The organism is Streptomyces halobius, from assembly GCF_023277745.1.
Classification (GTDB): Bacteria; Actinomycetota; Actinomycetes; order Streptomycetales; family Streptomycetaceae; genus Streptomyces; species Streptomyces halobius.
This window is the reverse complement of sequence record NZ_CP086322.1, coordinates 1209955-1227179: the sequence shown is the minus strand read 5'-3', so window position 1 is coordinate 1227179 and position 17225 is coordinate 1209955. Positions and strand designations below refer to the sequence as shown.

The following is a 17225-nucleotide window of genomic DNA, read 5'->3' as shown; positions in this document are numbered from 1 at the left end:
AGCGCGGGGCCACGGGGCGGTGCGGCGAAAGGACAGGCACAGCGCAGTGACAATCGCCGATGCGGTGTTCGCGTGGTTGGGAGCCGGAGCGCTGCTTGCGGCAGTGCTCCCCCGGGTGGTGGCCGGACGTCCGCTCTCGATGCCCCTGATCTTCTTGGTGGCTGGCGTCGGCGTGTACCTGCTGCCCCTGCCGCTGCCTGTGATCGACCCGGTGGAAGACCGGCGGCTGACTGAACACATCACCGAGATCGGCGTGATCATCGCGCTGATGGGCGCCGGACTGGCGCTCAACCGGCCCGTCGGCTGGCGTCGGTGGGGAACGACCTGGCGGCTGCTGGGCGTCACGATGGTGTTGACCGTCGTGGTCACCGCCCTTGTGGCGTGGTGGCTGCTGGACTGGCCGCCGGCAGCCGCCCTGCTGCTGGCCGCCGTCCTCGCCCCGACTGATCCGGTGCTCGCCTCAGAGGTGCGAGTGGGTGAGCCCACCGAAGATGAGCACGAGGAGGACGAGGTGCGCTTCGCCCTCACCAGCGAGGCGGGCCTCAACGACGGGCTTGCCTTCCCCCTGACGTACGCGGCTATCGCGCTGGCTGCTGCCGCGGGAAGCGGCTGGTCGGCCGCCTGGGTCGGCGCCTGGGCGGTGGAGGACGTCGCCTTCAAGTGCACCGTGGGTGTGCTGAGCGGGTTGCTCGTCGGCCGGCTGCTGGGCTGGCTGTTCTTCCGCGCTGGCTCGCCAGCGTTGCGCATGTCCGAACACCGGGACGGCTTCGTCGCGCTGGGTGCCACCTTCCTGTCCTACGGGGTGACCGAGCTGATGGGGGGCTACGGCTTTCTCGCCGTGTTCACCACCGCGTGCACGATCCGGGCGGCCGAACGTGCCCACGGCTTCCACAACATCCTTCACGACTTCGTGGAACAGATTGAGCGCCTGTTCACCGCGACGTTGCTGTTTTTGATGGGCGCATTCATCGCACTGGGTGGCCTTGCCTCTTTGACCTGGCAGGGCGCTGTCACCGCGCTGGTGCTCCAGCTGGTGATCCGGCCGTTGTCCGGGTGGGCCGGGCTGCTCGGGAGCCCCATGGGCGCCAAGGAACGTTGGGTTGTCGCGGGCTACGGCATCCGAGGGATCGGTTCGCTGTACTACCTCGCCTACGGTCTGGGACAGCACGACTTCCCGGTGCCGGCACGGGAGCTATGGGCGGTAGTGACGTTCACCGTGCTCGCCTCGGTGGTGCTGCATGGCGTCACAGCAGGTCCGGTCGTCGCCCGGCTCGACCGGCTGCAGACTGCCGCCACGCCTCCGCGACGCGACGGGATATGACGCGCAAACAGCAGTGATGCGGATCAAACGCCCCTGCATCACCAGCGGGTAGGGGGTGCCGATAGCGAGGACGTCGGCCAGGAGCCGGCGATGCAGAGCTGTCAGGTTCATGCAGCCGTCGCGGTCGCCCCGTCAGCCGGGATCAGGCCATGCGCGCCCTCACCGAGGGCGTCGATCCATGCGTCCTGTGCCGCCCCGACACCGAGCTCGGGATTCTCTAATCGCGCACGGCGGGATAACGGGACCTGCGCTTCTTCACCAGGCCCGGCGTGAAGCCCCGTCCGCAAGCGTAACCAGCCCACACCGCCGCGGGTCAGGCCGTCGGCCTCTCTCTTGCGGACCAGCCGCCAGGCCTCGGTGAACAGCTCGGCGAGTGTGTCCGGGAGCAGCTCGAAGGCCCTCACCTCGCTCCTGTCCCAGCCGCAGCACAGAGGCTGAGCCCCAACCCCCTGCTGGCCTGCTGGGCCGAACGGGGGAGTCCGGCTGTCGGCCAGCGCGATATCGTGGAGCCCCTGATGACCGCTGATTCCCATGAGCTGGCAGGAGTGCCCCGCGTGGCCGCCGAGGACCCCATCGCGCACAACGAGCTCGATGCACTGACCCGCCGTGTCGAAGCGGTCGAAGACCGCGTCGAAGCGCTGCAGGTGCAGTCGGGCGGCAACTTCGCGGCCGTGATCGAGGGACAGGCCGCGCTCCGACGTGAGGTCCGGGACGGCTTCACCAAAGTCAACGCTCGCTTCGACGCCCTTGAAACGAAGTTCGAAGCCCTTGAGACGAAGATGGACCGCAATCAGGCGCAGATCGTCGAGCTGCTGACCGCGTTGGTCGGCAAGAACCTGAACGAGAACTGATCATCCTGCTCGTGGTCGGTACGGCCGTCACCACATGCCGGATGACGAGCTGAGCCGACGGATACAGAAAGCTGCCCGGACCTGAGGTCAGGTCCGGGCAGCTTTTCGTTGTCGGCTCAAGCGGCAGACACCGGCCGCGGTGGAGGCGCTGGTGCGGGAGAGGGGAGGGCTTGGAGTGCGGCGAAGTGCCGGCCGGCGACGGATCCGGGGCCGAGGAGCAGGCTGCCCGGCGTGAAGTGCGGTTCGCCCAGGTGCCGTTCAAGGGCCGGCAGGTAGGACCAGCGCACGCTCGGGTGGGCCGAGTGGGCGTAGTGGTGCAGGTCTCTGTATGGGAGCCAGGTCATCGACGCCGTTCAGGCCCACCGCCCACCAGGCCGCCAAGGGCAAGGCCGCCCAGAACTCCCCAGACCTGGAGCAGGTCAAGCCCAGCAGCGGAGATTCAGGCGTCGGCCGCAGGGCACCGGGACCCGCGATGTCCCAGGCACACGGACGGGTTCCCCAAGCCGGGCGGCAACAGCGTCTTCTCGGCTGCTGCGGGTGCCGAGTCGGGCAGTTCGAGCAAAGGGTGGTGTGCCGTGTGCTCGCCCGTCCAGCACGGCGCACGAATGATAGGAGTCGTGTATGATTCCATCATGCTGTATCGGATGCCTAGCCTCGACATCGCTGACCGCCGAGTCCTGGACGAGATTGATGTGCTGCGGGACCAGCTGCGCCATGCGGTGCAGCAGGCGCCGATGAAGTGGACGCAGGATCTGCGCAAGGCGCTGACGGCGAGCGCGATCGCCGCGTCCAACACCATCGAGGGCTACAGGGTCGACGCCAAGGACGTGGCCGATCTGATGGACGGTGAGCGCGACGCGGTCGATGCCAGCGAGGAGAACAAGGCCGAGACGCTCGCCTACCAGCAGGCCATGACCTACATCCAGTCCCTGCACGATGTGCCGGACTTCCGCTACAGCAAGGAGCTGCTCAACGCGCTGCACTGGATGCTCCAGGGCCACCACCACCCGCAGCGGCTGGCCGGACAGTGGCGGCGCACCGCGATCCGGATCACCGCTCCCGGTGATGAGCTGGCCACCGACTACGAGGGCCCGGACGCCGAGCGGCTGCCGGACCTGATGGGCGAGCTGGTGGACTGGCTCAACGACGGGGACCTGGAGGCTCACGTCCTGGTGCGGGCGGCGATGGCGCACCTGAACCTGGTGAAGATCCACCCCTGGTCGGACGGGAACGGCCGGATGTCCCGCTCGCTGCAGACCCTGGTGATTGCCCGCGGGGGTGTGCTGGCGCCGGAGTTCTCCTCGATCGAGGAGTGGCTGGGTATGCCGGGCAACACCTGGGAGTACTACAAGGTGCTGCGCGAGGTCGGCGGCCCCGTCTACTCGCCCGAGCGGGAAACTGGGCCGTGGGTCCGGTTCAACCTGCTCGCCTGCCACCAGCAGACCCAGCGGGTACAGCGGCGTGTGGAACGCTCCAACGACTGCTGGGTCCAGCTCATGGACGCCGCGAGCAGCTTCGGCATCACCGAGCGGCAGATCACCGCACTGCACGAGGTGGCGATGGCAGGCCGGGTACGCCGCTCCCGCTACGAGAAGGCCGAGGTCCTCAACACCCAGCAGGCCACGCGGGACCTGCAGGCGCTGACGAAGGCCGGGCTGCTGACCGCGGTGGGCCAGACCAAGGGCCGCCACTACATCGCCGGCCCCCGCTTCCCCGAACAAGTGCTGGCCACCGCCCGGCGTCCGCACACCATCACCGACCCCTACGCCTCCTAGCACCCGCGCCCGCCTGTGTCTTTACGCATCCCGCGATCCGCACCCTGCGTCCCGTTCATGGAGGAGTACGTGAGTTCGCCCGCCCTGCCTCCGATACCGGCCGTGCCCACGCCCGCCGACTGGGCGCGGCCCTTGCTGGGCACGTGGCCGCCTACCGGCAGGCCGACTACCGCGTCGAGGTCATCGCCCTGGCCGTGCCGGAGGCGGTGAGCCAGCTCGGCGTCCTGGACCGCTACCTGCGCCTGGCCGACGAGGGCCGGGTCCGGTACGTCTCCTGGGAGAACCATGACCGCTGCGCCGCGGGCCTGCTGACCTCCCTGGAGGCGGTCGAGGCCGAACACCTGGCGGACCGGGTCGTGGTCCTGCGGCGCGCCGCCGCGGCGGCGGGACCCGCCCTGTACGACAACACCCTCGACCCCGCCGGTCAGTGGCGCCGCCCCACCGGGGCGGCCCGGGCGGTGCGGGCCGAACGGGCCCGCCCGTGGACCGCGCAGGAGACCGGCCTCTTTCGCCGGCAGCTCGCCGACGCCGACCGGCGGGCCCACCGCACCGCCCCGGACGGGCACCTGCCCGAGGGCTGGGGGCTGGCCGTGCAGCGGGACGCCGAGCGGGCCGCCGCCCTCGCCGAGCCGGTCAGGCGCCTGGCCCAGGCGCGCCCAGAGCCGCCCGGGGTCGACTATCACCGGCTCTGTGCCGAGGAACACCGGTTCATCTTCGACGAGTTGGTCGCGCCGTCCCTGCTGGATGGCGTCACGCCGCAGGAGCGGCCGGTCGTCGTGTACGTGCTGGGCCAGCCCGGCGCCGGCAAGACCCGCACCGCCCTGATGGTCCGCCGGGCCCTGCGCGGCCGCCCCGTCCGGATCACCGCTGAGCGGTTCATGGTGGCCCATCCCGACTTTAGGCAGCTGCTGCGGGACGAACCGCAGACCGCCGAGCTGCGGATCCGCGCGGACTACCGGTCCTGGCAGGCCCAGGCCGAGGCCCTCGTGCGCGCACGCCGCGGCGATGTGGTCATCGAAATCACCCCTGACAGCATCGGCGAGTTCACCAGCAGCGCTGCCCTGTACCGGCAGGCGGGATACCGGGTGGAGCTGGCGGTCCTGGCCGTGCGCGCGGCGGACTCCCGCCAGGGCAGCGCCGCCCGCTACGCCGGGGTGAGCCGGTATGGCAGCAGGCCGGCCCGCCTCACCCCCGTCTCGGAGCACGACGCCCGCTTCGGCGTGCTCGCCCCGGCGGTGGCGGCCGCCGAGCAGGACGGCCTGGCCGATTGCGTGACGGTGATGGGCCGGGACGGCCAGGCGGTCTACCGCAACGACCGCACCGACGGGCGCTGGCAGCGGCCCCCGGCCGCCGCCCAGGCCCTCGCCGCCGAACAGGCACGCCCCTACACCCCCGAGAAGGCGGCCCAGTTCCTGGCCGCCCAGCGCCGGCTGCGTGCCGTGCTGCCGCAGCACCGGGACGAGCTGGTGGCGATCAGCCGTCTGGCCCGGCCGCTGATGCCGCTGCGCCTGCAGTCGCCCCCGCTGCCGAGGCCCGTCTCCCCGGCGGCCCTCCCGCTGCCCGCTCCCCTCGTCCCGGCGCCCCGGGATCACTGTTCGTCCGATTCCAGCTCCGTCAGCAGGGCGTCGTAGGCGGCGGCGATCCGGGCGAGCTCCTCAGGGCCGGCCTCCTCCAGGCGCTCCTGGTCCTCAAGGCACGCCCGGTGGCGGGAGATCAGCTGGTCCAGGCGGTCCGGGTCCGGCGCCGCGGACCGGCGTTCCGCCAGGATCCGCTCGCTGTACCAGGCGATGGCCTGCCCCACCCTCTCGACGGTGGTCTCGTAATCGGCGGGGTCAGGGGAAGCAGATACCGGGTCGTTCACATCAACCGCCTCGGGTCGGGAAAGGGATGAACAAAAGCGATCATTGTCGGGGTGGTCCGGGCGCCCTGGCAAAGCGAGGCCGACGCCCGGGCGTGCGCCGCATGGCGGTACCCCACCATGCGAGTGCCCGGATACGGCCCGCCAATGGCCGGAATCGGCCGAGTGTGCGGTAGGCATCTGCCGACCGGGGCCGGGTGGGCATAGATTGGCGCCCACATGATCAACCGGGGGGGAACTCATGGATCTTCGTGCGCTGTTCAGCTCCAACGACCCCATCGACGCCGGCGAGGCGTTCACCAACCGCCAGCGCCAGTGGGAGCTGGTCGCCTCCGCCCTTGAGGAGCATCTGCGGCGCATCGCTTCTCCGGCCTTCGACGTCGAGGATCTGGAAGCCCCCCGCGACAATGTGGCCGTCTTCCACGGGGTGGGCGGCGTCGGCAAGTCGACCCTGCTGCGCAAGCTCGAGACGGTGCTCGCCTCCGCCGAGCAGCGTCCCGCGCAGTGGGGTGCACCCGCCTGGTCCGGGGAGCGGATCCTGCCCATCCGGATCGACCTGTCCCGGTCAGCCGGTCTCGACTTCGAACGCGTCGTCCTGACCATCCGGCTCGCCCTGGCCGCGGCGGTCGGCCGCCCCCTGCCCTCCTTCGATCTGGCGCTGCGCCGCTACTGGGACGCCCAGCATCCCGGTGAGCCGCTGGAGGAGTACGTACGGCGCACCGGGCTCGTGGGCCGGTTCGGCAAGGCGCTGCCGCAGCAGCTGCAGGCCGCGGTGAGCGAAGTGGTCGGCGCCCTGCAGCTGCCCGGCCTCGCCGGTTCGGCGATCGGCCAGGTCACCACCGCTCTGGTGGGGGCGCTGCGGGAACGCCGCGAGCGGGCGCAGGCGCTGGCCGGCTGCGCGCGGACCGAGGCCCTGCTGGAGGCCGAGCCCGACCTGGAGGCGCTCTCCTACTACCCGCACCTGCTCGCCTGGGAGATCAGCCGGCTGCCGGCGAAGCAGGCCGTGGTCCCAATCATCCTGCTCGACACCTTCGAGGACACCGGCGACCGGCACCGTGACCTTGAGCGGCTCCTGCAGCGCATCGTCTGGCTGATGCCGAACAGCTTCTTCGTCATCAGCGGGCGCAGCCGCCTGGCCTGGGCCGACGACTCCCTGCAGGGACAGCTCGACTACACCGGCCCCGCGGCCTGGCCGCAGCTGGCCGCTCCCGCCGACCGGTCGGCCAGGGACCTGGGACAGAGCAGCCGGCAGCACCTGCTCGGCGACTTCTCGTCCCAGGACTGCGACGCCTATCTCGCGCGCCGCCTCACCCACGACGGCCAGCCCCTGATCGGCCCGGACATCCGCGATGTGATCACCCGGCGGTCGCACGGCCTGCCGCTCCACCTGGACCTGGCCGTCGCCCGGTTCCTGGAGATCCGGCGTACCGGCCGCACCCCCATACCGGCCGACTTCGACCACACCTTCCCGGCCCTCATCGCCCGCACCCTGTCCGACCTGACCCCCGACGAGCGGCATGTCCTGCGCTCCGCCTCCCTGCTGGACGCCTTCGACCTGGATCTGGCCACCCGCGCCGCGGGCCTGACCCACCAGGCGGCGGCCCGGCAGCTCATCGAGCGGCCCATGGTCACCGAAGACCCGTACGCGATCTGGCCCTACCACCTCCACGGGGCGATCCGCGCCGCGGTGCGCACCGCCGACGACCACGCCGACGACGGATGGACCCCTGCCGACTGGCACCGGGCCGCCGAGAGGGCCCTGGCCGCTCTGGGGGACCAGTGGCGGGCCACCGCCAGCCGCGCCTTCAGCCGTACTCTGCTCGTCGCCTGCCTGCGCCAGGGCCTGCGCCTCGCCCGCGACCACCGCCTTGACGATCTGAGCTGGCTCCCCGACGCCGCGATCGCCTACGACAGCGACGCCATCTGGGAACCCCTCGCGCCGTCCGCCCCGGACCAGCCCGGAAGCCCGCAGCCGCCCCTGGACAGCCCGGCCGACGCCCTCGTCGAGCTCCTGACCACCCTGGCCCGCCGCCAGCGCGAACACCGCGAGCACACCGTCGACCGCCTCACCGCCGTCCTGGACTGCGGCCTGCTGCCCGGCGAACTCGCCGAAATGGCCACGTACTACCGGGCCAAGGCCAACCGGGACCTCGGCCGCAACGAGGCGTCCCGGCACGGAATGCAGCAGGTCGCCGACGGCGGCGGACGGCTCGCCCTGCGCGCCCGCCGCGGCCTGGCCGACGCCGCCCGGATCGACGGCGACTTCCCCACCGCCCTCGCTGTCGCGCAGCCCCTCGGATACGAGGGCCGCCAACAGCGCGTGCTGGGCGACATCTGGTGGGCCCACGGCGACATCGCCCGCGCCCTCGCCGCCTACGAGACCGCCCGCGCCGAGGCCGAACACCACGGCAACGCCGGGGAACAAGCGATCTCCCAGGCCCGTCTCACCCTCGCCGTAGCCTTCACCGATCCCGCCCGCGCCACCGACGAGATCGCGCTCGCCACCCAGCTCCTGGACGGGCTCGCCCAGCGCGCCACCACCCTGATCACCCACATCGCCGCCCTCGTCCAGGACGCCGGCTCCCCCGGCGTCACCGACCGGGCCCAGACCCTGCGCACCGAACTCACCGTCGCCGGACTTACCTGGCTCAACCCGTCTCTGGACACCGCGCTCGCCTTCCACCACGCCGTCCTCGGCGCCGACCAGGATCTGACCGCCACCATCGACCACCTCCGGGAGTCGACCGCGACCGGCGGCTACGCCCACTGCACCGACATCGCCCACTTCATGGCCGACCTGCCCCTCCCCGAGCCCGGCACCCACACCCAGTGGCTCGACAGCGCATCCGCCACCCGCGAACGGTGGCGGGCCCTGGTCACCGCCCGCCGCGCCCACCTGAACACCCCGTCGTAGCCCGCCGGGGGATGTTCCGTGCCATCGATTCCTAATGCCGTTTGTCAAGCAGCGAGGGTGACGGGTGGCGTGAGCTCATAGCATCGTCCGTCGCGCAGGAGAGCCCAGAGGACGTTGACGCGGCGGCGGGCGAGCGCGAGAACGGCCTGAGTGTGGCGCTTGCCCTCGGCTCGTTTGCGATCGTAGAACCGGCGGGATTCCTCGCTCTTGCGGATGCTGAACAGCGCGGAGGTGTAGAAGACCCGTTGGAGGCGACGGCTGTATCGCTGTGGGCGTCGGAGGTTCCCGCTGATCTTGCCGGAGTCGCGCGGGACGGGTGCGACGCCGCCGAAGCTGGCGAGGCGGTCGGGGGTACCGAAGACGGTCATGTCGCCGCCGGTGGCGGCGAGGAACTCGGCGCCGAGAATGATGCCCAGGCCGGGCATGCTGGTGATCGCTTCGAAGGTGCGGTGGTCGCGAAACCGGGCCTCGATGGCCTTGTCGAGTTCGGCGACCTGCTGGTTGAGGGCCATCACCTCCTTGGCCAGCGTGTGGACCAGTTGGGCGGTCAGCTTCTCGCCGGGCAGGCTGGTGTGCTGGCGGGTGGCGGCCTGGATGGCCATCTCGGCGAGCTGGTCTGCGCTGCGGACCTTGCGGTTGCGCAGCCATGTCTCCAGCCGCTTGGCGCCGAGCCGACGGATGGCGGCCGGGGTCTGGTAGCCGGTCAGGAGGGTGAGTGGGCCGGTGTTGGTGAGGTCCAGCGCGCGCTCCAGACCGGGAAAGATGCTGGTGAGCTGGGCGCGGAGCCGGTTGACGGTGCGGGTGCGATCGGCTGCCTCACCGCAGACCACAACCTCTGCCGCGTCTACCCGCCGTGCTTCCTCTGGTCGAAGGGCGGCAGCCGGAACCATCTCACCTCATGCCTCGGCTCCGCCGACACGGACGAGGAGGTCCAGGCGGAGGTGCAACACCCCGCGATCGAGGCCGTCACCGTCCCCGCCGAGAACTGCCGACTGCTCCTCGCCTCGGACGGCGCATACGAGCCGCACCACGACGCCGGACACCACCTCTCCGACTACCTGACCGGCGACCCGGGCGAGGCCGCCGCGCACTTCACCGAGACCGCCGTCGCGCTGGCCCTCGCCAACGACCCGACCCACGCGGACAACGCCACCGCCCTCGTCGCGGACCTCCGCCCCTGACCCACTCCGGGTCGGTGTCCGGGCCTATCCGCCCCACGTCCGCGGACGCGTCCGGACACCGACCCCTGGCCCCTCCCCACGCACAACACGGAAGGCACGCCCATGTCCGAGATCACCATCAGCCACAGCCACGAGGACGGCACCATTCTGGAAGGCTCCAGTGAGGGCGACGGCGTCTGGGAAATCCTCCGCGGCCTGCGCGACAACTGGTGGTTCTTGGAGAAGGCCCTGGCAGTGGAGCGCACCGGAGAGCCGGCGACGCAGGCCGGCTGCGCGTTGTTCGCCGCCGATGGTGAGGTGGCCCTCGATCCCCCGCTTCCCGCGCCGCCCGCGGTGCCGTCCACATCATGGGGGCTCGTGCCCCGGCTGACGCCCCTGCTCGAAGCGGTCGGCGACGATCCGGTCTGCCTCGTCGTCACGGTGGACAAGAGCGGGGCGGACTTCGCCCTGCACAGCAGCCGTGGCGGTGAGGATGCCGGGACGGTTGCCGGTGTCGACTGGCCGACCCACCGAACCGGCCGGAACGACCGGGCCGAGCGTCACCTCCAGTCCAAGGCGGAGGAAAGCTGGGAGCACAACGCCCGTGAGATCGCCGAAGCGGCCCGTGAGGTATTCGAGAAGAGTGGCGCTGCGGCGCTGCTCCTGGCCGGAGATCCGCGTGAGCGCAAGTCGGTGCACGAGAAACTCCCCCCGCTCCTTCGGGACGTGACGTACGAGACCGCGCACGGAGGTCGGGCCCCGGGAGCGGACACCGCGTCCCTTGACCGGGATATCGCACAGGTGCGGGCCCTCAGCGAGCGTGCCCACCTCGCAGAGGTGACGGGGCGCTTCCGTGCCCGGGCCGAGCCCGCGGGCGGTGAGACGCCGTACGCCGCGGAGGGCATTCCGGCCCTGATCGAGGCGGCAAGGGAGCACCAGATCGACACCCTGCTGGTCAGCCCGCACAGCGCGGACGCCGCCCGGAACGTCTGGGTCGGTAAGACCCCCGACCAAGTGGCGGTGCGCAGCTCCCGAACTCCAGTACCTGGGCGAGCCCCGTCCCACCCCGGCACGCGCGGACGACGCCCTGGTCCGCTCCGCCGTGGCCAACGGCGCCGACGTCGTGGTGGTGAGCGATCCCGCCGAAGCACCGGCCGGGGGACTGGGCGCCATTCTGCGGTGGACGGAGGCGGCACCGCGGATGTGAGGCGGCACCGCGCGGTCGGCGTACCCGGTCGGAGTACACGGGGTAGCGACCGGTGCGGAGCCGTGCCTGAATAAAGTATGATCATCCGCCGGATCACCGCCGCCGTGGCGCTGCTGCTCGCCGTGGTCCTGGCGGCGTTCACGTGGATCATCGCCTCCTTCCGTATCCCGCCGCAGCTGGTCAGACTCTCGTACGTCGTGAGCAACTTCGGCCTCTATCTGGTCCCGCTCGGTCTGCTCGGGGTGCTTCTCGCCGTCGTCCTGTATCGCCGGGGCGTCCGCAGGATCGCTCTCGTCACCGGCCTGGTCGGTGTGGTCGCGACCGTCGCCGCCTGCTTTCCGCTCGTGGCTGCCTGGCGGTCCGCCGAGCGGCACGGCGCTGACCTGTCCCTCGCCAACTATCTGACGTACGGCGCGAACACCGGTGAGCCGGACGCGTCGAAGAGCGTCGTCTACCACCGCATCGACGGGCAGGAGCTGAAGCTGGACGTAAAGCTCCCATCGGACGGACCGGAGCGGGCCCGCCCGGCCGTGGTGTGGGTGCACGGCGGCGGCTGGGTCTCGGGTGACCGCGGCGAGGCGCCCAAGTGGCACAAGTGGCTGAACGACAAGGGGTACGCGGTCTTCGCCATCGAATACCGTCTGGCGCCGCCGCCCCGCTGGAATCAGGCCCCGGCCGACGTGAAGTGCGCCATCGGCTGGGTCAGGCAGCACGCCGAGACCTACGGGGTCGACCCCGACCGGATCATGACGGCGGGCGGCTCGGCGGGCGGCAACCTCGCCCTGATGGGCGCCTACGCCGATGACCGGGTCAAGCCGAGCTGCCCCGTGCCGGACGCAGCGGACACACCGGATACCGCGGACGCGCCGGTCGCGGCAGTCGCGGCGGTGGCGGCGTTCTACCCGGCCACCGATGTGGCCCGCGGCTGGCAGGACACCACGATGCGGGACACCATCCGCAAGGCGGCCGAGGACTACACCGGCGGCACCCCACAGCAGGTGCCCGAACACTACAAGTTGGCGTCCCCGGTGACGTACGTACGCAAGGACCTGCCTCCCACCCTCCTGATGCACGGCACCCGCGACCACGTCGCGCCCTATCAGCAGTCAACCGGACTCGCCGCGAAACTACGGGAGTTCGACGTCCCGTACCGGCTGCTCGCGGTCCCGTACGGCGAGCACGCCTACGATTTCAGATGGGGCGACTGGGGCAGTCAGGTCTCCCGTCATGTGTTCTCCGAGTTCCTGGACCGCTACTTCCCCGCGAATCCGTCGAACAACGGCTGACGGGGCCGCGTCCTCAGACGTCGGCCGTCAGAAGTCGGCCGTCAGAAGTCAGCCGTCAACCGGTCGTCGAGACGGGCCACGGACTCTTGCCCGTAGGCCCGCATGTAGGCGGTACGGATGTGTTCCACCTGCTTGTCGCGGTCGGGAGCCGCGGCCTTGGGGTAGAGCAGGATCAGTTCGTACGAGCGCTCACGCTCGATGGTGCCGCTGGCGTCGCGCCACTGTCCCCGGCCCTCCTGCACCGTGAGGCCGTCCGGGAAGCGCGGTGTCACCTCGCGGTCGATGAATTCCATGAACTGCTGCTCCGTCACATCCGGGCCCCCGTCGGGCCGGTTCGAGACTCAATGACCACGGTGGCACCCGGGGCGGGGCCAGGCCCTCTTGCCGGGGGGCGAACAGGGCTTTCACACTGCGGATCACGAGCGTGGGGAGTGGGGGAGCGATGGCAGCACGACGACGGCGCCGACGCATGAGGAAGCGCACGCGCAGGCAGCTGCAGGGCTGGGGCATCGCGGCGGCGGTCATCGCCGTGGTGTGGATGGCCGGGAACTGGGCATCGGTGTGGCCCGTCCTGGTGACCGTACTCGCCGTCTCCGTTGTGGGCGGGGCCGGCTGGGGCCTCCTGCGTGCGCACCAGCGCGCGGTCGGCGAGGACCGGCAGTGGCGGGCGCAGGAGGAAGCGAAGGCGCGGGAGCTGTCGATGACGGAGGTCGACACGCTCTCCTGGCAGGACTTCGAGCAGTACGTCGCCGATCTGTGCCGCCGGGACGGCTGCCAAGACGTCGTCGTCAGCGGCAAGAGCGGCGACCTGGGCGCCGACGTCGTCGGTTATCTCGCCGACGGTCGCAAACTGGTCGTCCAGTGCAAGAAGTACGCGCCCGAGCGGAGCGTGTCCTCGCAGGACATGCAGAAGTTCGTCGGCACCGCCCGCCTTGAGCACGGCGCGGACGTCGCCCTGTTCGTCACCACCTGCCGCACGTTCACGAAGGCTGCCCTCGGCCTGGCGGTGCGCCAGGACATCGTGGCCCTGCACCGCGACTTGCTGGGCTCCTGGGTCAAGGACGCCCATCTGGAGACGCTGATTCCGCTGAACGGGAGCGGCGGCGGCGCGCGGCGCCCGCCAGCCTGACGGGGCACCTCCGTAGTGCGCAGAGTGCGTGAGGCTCAGGTGTGGGCAGGGTCAGCGCGGGGGAGAACGCAACAACGCCTGGGGCATGAGAAGTTGACCGAGCGGGCGAAGTCGGAGCCAGTGGAGGGTGAACATGCCGAAGCGCGTTCTCGCACCAGCGAAAAAGTGCATATGCCCCGAGTGCGGTACCCCGACGAAAGCGAGCCTGCGCAGCGGCCGCCTGTACGAGCACGACGCCGAAGGCACCAGCCCTTGCCCGAAATCCGGGGCCGTGGTCGTGGCCGGTTCAGAGCTGGTGAACAGCTACGAGTGCGCGTGCGGAACCTGGGCTCGTATCACGAGCAAGGGCGCGCTCGCCCGCCACTCCATGCCGGAAGGCCAGGGGTGCCCGCTGTCCGGAGAACCGATCGAGACGCCCGCTGCCCGAGAGCGTCCCCGTCGCGTTGCTGACGGCCCGCTGCGCCTGGTGCCGCCGGCGCCCACCGAGGGGTGGGCGAAGCCCGTCACGGGTGGCGGCGGCTCCAGCGTGTACGCGATTCCCGCCGGACTGCCCGGTCACGGCCGCCGCCGCTAGCAGCCCCCTCCTGTAGAGGAAGAGCTCATGGGAGCGAAGAAGAAGTCCGTGACGACGTCCGTGCCGACGTTCACGCCGTTCAGGGCCGATGCGATCGCGGTGTCCATGCCGGACGCGCCAGCATGGTCGGACGGATCATGCGCTACGTACCGGGTATGAAGGTGCCCCAGCTCTACCGGCAGCAGTTCTGGGCAGCGGCCCGCGCTGGCGCGATTGATCCGGAGCAGGAGGCGTGGTGCCTGGTGTGGATGGACCACCTTCCCGCGTCTGCTCATCCGGACGCTATGGCGGCCACTGCTGCAGCCTGCGATCAGTACCCGGAGTGGGAGAAAGCGGCGTACGGCCAGAGCCCGAGGCCGAAGTATCTCCCCAGCAGCCCATCCCTGCCCGGAGCACGGCGGCCGATCAGCACTCCGACCGGCGGCCAGAAGGGATGGATGAGCCGTCGCCCGCGCTGAGGCCCTGGCTCGTCCACCTTCATCACGCGGCAGTGCGACCGGACGGCGTAACGCTCGTGTGAGCCACCGACGCGTCCGGCAGCGGCAGCTTGCGGGCGTCGGCGAGGACCAGGTGCGCGGCCGCCATCGCCGGGAGCGCCCGCCGGCGCCCGGACTTGCGCGCCCAGTAGGCCCGCGCCCGGCAATTGCGGCTTTATGGCTTTTGTCAGTGACTTCCTCTTGCGCGACGCGTTGTGCTGGGTGACACGTGCACTTACCCGGTGCCCCGCGGCTAGGTTCGTGTAGCTGACGGTCTCGACTCCCGCCCGGCGTCGGGGCCGTTGCCGTCGACGGGGCTGGACTGTCTGCCGTTGATGGGGCCGGCCGGTTCAGCCCCTGTGTCGGTCTGATCACTGCTGCCACCTTGCGCGGTCGGCGGTCCGCCGGGGAACCGTCGCACGGGGCGCCGCCCCATGCCCTCCCGTTCCGCGTGATCCTCCGCGAACCCCATAGACGCCTGTCGCCCCCCACTGCAGGACTCTGTGCGGTGCTGCCAGAACAGAGTTCGCCTGGTCCGCGCGCTGTACGAGCGGTTGGACCGGCTCCACGACGCAGCATCTGTGCCCGCGCCCGCCCATGCTCCAGAAACGGTCGACGCCGCTGCCCTCACAGGCAGCGGCGCTCAGACGGGGCCTAGAACTCCGTGTGGCTGTTCACCATGAGGAGGAAGGCGGTGAACGTCGTGCTGGAGAAGCACAAGGGGGTCTGGGTCGGGTTCTTCGAGTCGCGTACGGCCACGGTGCCGGGGCCGGCGGACGCGACTTCGACGCAGTTGCCGCCTCCGCTGCTGTAGCTGCTCTTGCGCCAGGCAGGCTCGGGGCGGGGGTTCGCAGTGGTGCTCAACGGATCTCCTTGATCACATCGCGGATGAAATTGCGGGAGCGCTTGGTATCGAGGGCCTGGCTGCGCAGGTGGTTGAAGTTGACGTCGTACTGGCCGATGTCGGCGTCCTCTTCCAGGTAGAGCGAGGTGGTCATGGGCTCCACCACGACGACGGGACTGCCGGTGTCGAACCGGAAGATCGTGTGGGTTCCGTCCATCGCGGGGTGCGCTCCGGCGGCGAACGGCAGCACCTGGATCTGCACGTGGGGGAGGCGTTCGTGGAGGGCCAGGAGGTGGTTGAGCTGTTCGGCCAGCACCGCCGGCCCGCCCATTGCCCGGCGCAGGGCGGCTTCGTCGAGTACGCACCAGACGGGCAGCGGCGTCTCGCGGGTCAGTACGGCCGCGCGCTGCATGCGCAGTTCGGCGAACGTCTTGACCTCCCGTTCGGTTCTCCAGCGGCGGCTGCCGTCGATGACGGCGTGGGCGTAGGCGTGGGTCTGGAGGATGCCGGGGATGACCTGGGAGGCGTAGATGTCGGCTTGGGCGGCGAGCTCTTCGAGTTCGAGGTAGTCGGCGAAGGGGTCGGGTACCGCATCGCCGTACTGGCGCAGGAGGTTGGTGCGGCGGGTGGAGCCGGCGAGCGTGGCGAGCTTGCGGATCTCGTCGCGGCGGGCGTCGCCGTCCTCGATGCCGTAGGCGGTGAAGTACGCGTCCAGGGCGGTGACGGCAACCAGCCGTTTGGCGTTCTCGACCTTGCTGAGGGTGGTTCCGCTGGGAAGTCCGATCCGGGCGGCGGCATCGTCGAGGTTCAGGCCGGTGCGGTGCCGCAGGGTCTTGAGGGCGCCGGCCAGGCGCCGGCGCATCATGGTCGGCTGGGCCTCTGACATCCGGGTTTCCTCCTCCTCGTCGCCGGTGACTCTACAGACCTCAACTGGCCCGTCATATGCCAATATTGACCGACAGGCGCAACCTTAAGGCGCAAGGTTGCGCCTTACTGTTGAGGGTCGGCATGCTGAAGACGTCCCACTCAGCACCTCCAGTGGACCGGCCCCGCAACGCGACGGCCGGAGCCCTCCTGTTCTGCCAGATACGTCCTACGCCCCGCCGCGCCTGCGCGCCAGGCATCGAAGGAGCCCGTATGGCACCGCGCACCGAGCTGACCCTGGCTCTGGTCCGTCATGCCGAATCGACGGAGAACGCCCGCAAAACCACCTTCTACCGCGACCCCCGCCCCTGGACCGGGGCCGCGGCCCACGCCCTGTCCCGTGACCTCGTCGGCCTCACCCCGCGGGGCTTCGAGCAGTGCCTGTGGCTGCGCCGCACACTGCCCCAACTCGTCGGCCCCGCACCAGTCGTGCTCACCTCGCAGTACCGGCGCGCCCAGGACACCGCGGCGCTCGCCCTGCCCGGCCTGCCGAGCGAGGTGACCGCGGCGCTGAACGAACAGCACTACGGCGACGCCACCTACATGACCAAGCGGGAGCTGTTCGCCACCTACCCCGAGGGCGCCGACGACCGCCGCCTGCGCAAGCACTTATGGACCCCGCCGGGCGAAGGCGGCGAATCACTGGCCGACGGCGTACTGCGCCGGGCGAACGGCTTCATCACCACGCTGCCCGCGCTCGCATCCACCGCGGCCGCGGTCGTGGCCGTCACACACCACACCGCGATCCTGGCGCTGCGCTCCCTCCTGGAGGGGCGGCCGGTCACCGATCTGGTCGACCAGGCCCGCCGCCGCAAGACCCCGAATGGGGCGGTGCTGCTCTACCGGCTGCACGACGGGCACTTCGAGGCCGCCGGCGGCGCCGAGCCGGACTGCTGAGGAGCCCGC

At 70.7% G+C, this 17225-nt stretch carries 16 protein-coding genes and 3 pseudogenes; 13 read left to right on the top strand and 6 right to left on the bottom strand.

Features of this window, described 5'->3' with window-relative positions; translation table 11 throughout:
- Positions 1–46 precede the first annotated feature (46 nt).
- The gene (locus tag K9S39_RS05885) at positions 47–1321 is read left to right on the top strand and encodes a cation:proton antiporter (protein ID WP_248862300.1); all 1275 of its coding nucleotides are present in this window, start codon (positions 47–49) and stop codon (positions 1319–1321) included.
- A gap of 30 nt (positions 1322–1351) precedes the next feature.
- On the opposite strand, the pseudogene K9S39_RS43315 reads toward K9S39_RS05885, so the two are convergent.
- Positions 1352–1432: pseudogene (locus K9S39_RS43315) on the bottom strand (nucleotidyl transferase AbiEii/AbiGii toxin family protein); the annotation flags it as partial.
- 38 nt (positions 1433–1470) lie between these two features.
- On the opposite strand from K9S39_RS43315, the gene K9S39_RS05880 reads away from it, so the two are divergent.
- From K9S39_RS05880 to K9S39_RS05865, 4 genes are all read left to right on the top strand, one after another.
- Positions 1471–1542: a DUF6233 domain-containing protein gene (locus K9S39_RS05880; RefSeq protein WP_248868601.1), complete on the top strand. Its 72-nt coding sequence runs from the start codon at positions 1471–1473 to the stop codon at positions 1540–1542.
- 333 nt (positions 1543–1875) lie between these two features.
- Positions 1876–2172: a hypothetical protein gene (locus K9S39_RS05875; RefSeq protein ID WP_248862299.1), complete on the top strand. Its 297-nt coding sequence runs from the start codon at positions 1876–1878 to the stop codon at positions 2170–2172.
- Between the two features lie 632 nt (positions 2173–2804).
- The gene (locus K9S39_RS05870) at positions 2805–3947 is read left to right on the top strand and encodes a Fic family protein (RefSeq protein ID WP_248862298.1); all 1143 of its coding nucleotides are present in this window, start codon (positions 2805–2807) and stop codon (positions 3945–3947) included.
- 143 nt (positions 3948–4090) lie between these two features.
- Complete coding sequence (locus K9S39_RS05865) at positions 4091–5578, top strand: zeta toxin family protein (RefSeq protein ID WP_248862297.1); 1488 nt, start codon at positions 4091–4093, stop codon at positions 5576–5578.
- On the opposite strand, the gene K9S39_RS05860 is transcribed toward K9S39_RS05865, so the two are convergent.
- Positions 5536–5808 carry a hypothetical protein gene (locus K9S39_RS05860; RefSeq protein ID WP_248862296.1) on the bottom strand — a complete coding sequence of 91 codons (273 nt, stop codon included), beginning with the start codon at positions 5806–5808 and terminating at the stop codon, positions 5536–5538. The two genes, K9S39_RS05865 and K9S39_RS05860, sit on opposite strands and share 43 nt — an antisense overlap.
- Positions 5809–6046: 238 nt before the next feature.
- Here K9S39_RS05860 and K9S39_RS05855 point away from each other — a divergent pair, with 238 nt between their 5' ends.
- Positions 6047–8719, top strand: a complete 2673-nt coding sequence (locus tag K9S39_RS05855; protein WP_248862295.1) for a YfgM family protein — start codon at positions 6047–6049, stop codon at positions 8717–8719.
- A gap of 44 nt (positions 8720–8763) precedes the next feature.
- Here the strand turns inward: K9S39_RS05855 and K9S39_RS05850 are convergent.
- A pseudogene (locus K9S39_RS05850) lies at positions 8764–9531 on the bottom strand (transposase); the annotation flags it as partial.
- 129 nt (positions 9532–9660) lie between these two features.
- On the opposite strand from K9S39_RS05850, the gene K9S39_RS05845 reads away from it, so the two are divergent.
- The 3 genes from K9S39_RS05845 to K9S39_RS05835 all read left to right on the top strand — a co-directional run bounded on the left by K9S39_RS05845 (position 9661) and on the right by K9S39_RS05835 (position 12372).
- Positions 9661–9900: a PP2C family serine/threonine-protein phosphatase gene (locus K9S39_RS05845; RefSeq protein WP_248862294.1), complete on the top strand. Its 240-nt coding sequence runs from the start codon at positions 9661–9663 to the stop codon at positions 9898–9900.
- Between the two features lie 102 nt (positions 9901–10002).
- Positions 10003–11160: a baeRF2 domain-containing protein gene (locus K9S39_RS05840; RefSeq protein ID WP_248862293.1), complete on the top strand. Its 1158-nt coding sequence runs from the start codon at positions 10003–10005 to the stop codon at positions 11158–11160.
- Between the two features lie 3 nt (positions 11161–11163).
- On the top strand, positions 11164–12372 hold the full coding sequence (locus tag K9S39_RS05835) for an alpha/beta hydrolase (RefSeq protein WP_248862292.1): 1209 nt from the start codon (positions 11164–11166) through the stop codon (positions 12370–12372).
- A 41-nt stretch (positions 12373–12413) separates the two neighbouring features.
- Here K9S39_RS05835 and K9S39_RS05830 read toward each other — a convergent pair.
- Positions 12414–12710, bottom strand: a pseudogene (locus K9S39_RS05830) (DUF3574 domain-containing protein); the annotation flags it as partial.
- 131 nt (positions 12711–12841) lie between these two features.
- Here K9S39_RS05830 and K9S39_RS05825 point away from each other — a divergent pair.
- The 3 genes from K9S39_RS05825 (at position 12842) to K9S39_RS05815 (ending at position 14533) form a co-directional block, all read left to right on the top strand.
- Positions 12842–13501, top strand: coding sequence for a restriction endonuclease (locus K9S39_RS05825; protein ID WP_248862291.1), 660 nt, complete (start codon positions 12842–12844; stop codon positions 13499–13501).
- A 133-nt stretch (positions 13502–13634) separates the two neighbouring features.
- Positions 13635–14075: a hypothetical protein gene (locus K9S39_RS05820; RefSeq protein WP_248862290.1), complete on the top strand. Its 441-nt coding sequence runs from the start codon at positions 13635–13637 to the stop codon at positions 14073–14075.
- 137 nt (positions 14076–14212) lie between these two features.
- Positions 14213–14533, top strand: coding sequence for a hypothetical protein (locus tag K9S39_RS05815; RefSeq protein WP_248862289.1), 321 nt, complete (start codon positions 14213–14215; stop codon positions 14531–14533).
- A gap of 672 nt (positions 14534–15205) precedes the next feature.
- Here K9S39_RS05815 and K9S39_RS05805 read toward each other — a convergent pair.
- Both K9S39_RS05805 and K9S39_RS05800 read right to left on the bottom strand, forming a co-directional pair.
- Positions 15206–15415: a DUF397 domain-containing protein gene (locus tag K9S39_RS05805; RefSeq protein ID WP_248862288.1), complete on the bottom strand. Its 210-nt coding sequence runs from the start codon at positions 15413–15415 to the stop codon at positions 15206–15208.
- Positions 15412–16281 carry a helix-turn-helix domain-containing protein gene (locus K9S39_RS05800; RefSeq protein ID WP_248862287.1) on the bottom strand — a complete coding sequence of 290 codons (870 nt, stop codon included), beginning with the start codon at positions 16279–16281 and terminating at the stop codon, positions 15412–15414. The genes K9S39_RS05805 and K9S39_RS05800 overlap by 4 nt, the downstream gene beginning before the upstream one ends.
- A gap of 251 nt (positions 16282–16532) precedes the next feature.
- Here K9S39_RS05800 and K9S39_RS05795 point away from each other — a divergent pair, with 251 nt between their 5' ends.
- Positions 16533–17216, top strand: a complete 684-nt coding sequence (locus K9S39_RS05795) for a histidine phosphatase family protein (RefSeq protein ID WP_248862286.1) — start codon at positions 16533–16535, stop codon at positions 17214–17216.
- The last annotated feature ends 9 nt before the right edge of the window (positions 17217–17225 follow it).

Excerpts from the sequence above, each read along its gene's own strand:
- K9S39_RS05835 (WP_248862292.1), top strand. The coding sequence starts at position 11,164 with ATGATCATCCGCCGGATCACCGCCGCCGTGGCGCTGCTGCTCGCCGTG.
- K9S39_RS05825 (WP_248862291.1), top strand. The coding sequence starts at position 12,842 with ATGAGGAAGCGCACGCGCAGGCAGCTGCAGGGCTGGGGCATCGCGGCG.
- K9S39_RS05820 (WP_248862290.1), top strand. The coding sequence starts at position 13,635 with ATGCCGAAGCGCGTTCTCGCACCAGCGAAAAAGTGCATATGCCCCGAG.
- K9S39_RS05815 (WP_248862289.1), top strand. The coding sequence starts at position 14,213 with ATGCGCTACGTACCGGGTATGAAGGTGCCCCAGCTCTACCGGCAGCAG.
- K9S39_RS05855 (WP_248862295.1), top strand. The coding sequence starts at position 6,047 with ATGGATCTTCGTGCGCTGTTCAGCTCCAACGACCCCATCGACGCCGGC.
- K9S39_RS05800 (WP_248862287.1), bottom strand. The coding sequence starts at position 16,281 with ATGTCAGAGGCCCAGCCGACCATGATGCGCCGGCGCCTGGCCGGCGCC.
- K9S39_RS05840 (WP_248862293.1), top strand. The coding sequence starts at position 10,003 with ATGTCCGAGATCACCATCAGCCACAGCCACGAGGACGGCACCATTCTG.
- K9S39_RS05795 (WP_248862286.1), top strand. The coding sequence starts at position 16,533 with ATGGCACCGCGCACCGAGCTGACCCTGGCTCTGGTCCGTCATGCCGAA.
- K9S39_RS05870 (WP_248862298.1), top strand. The coding sequence starts at position 2,805 with ATGCTGTATCGGATGCCTAGCCTCGACATCGCTGACCGCCGAGTCCTG.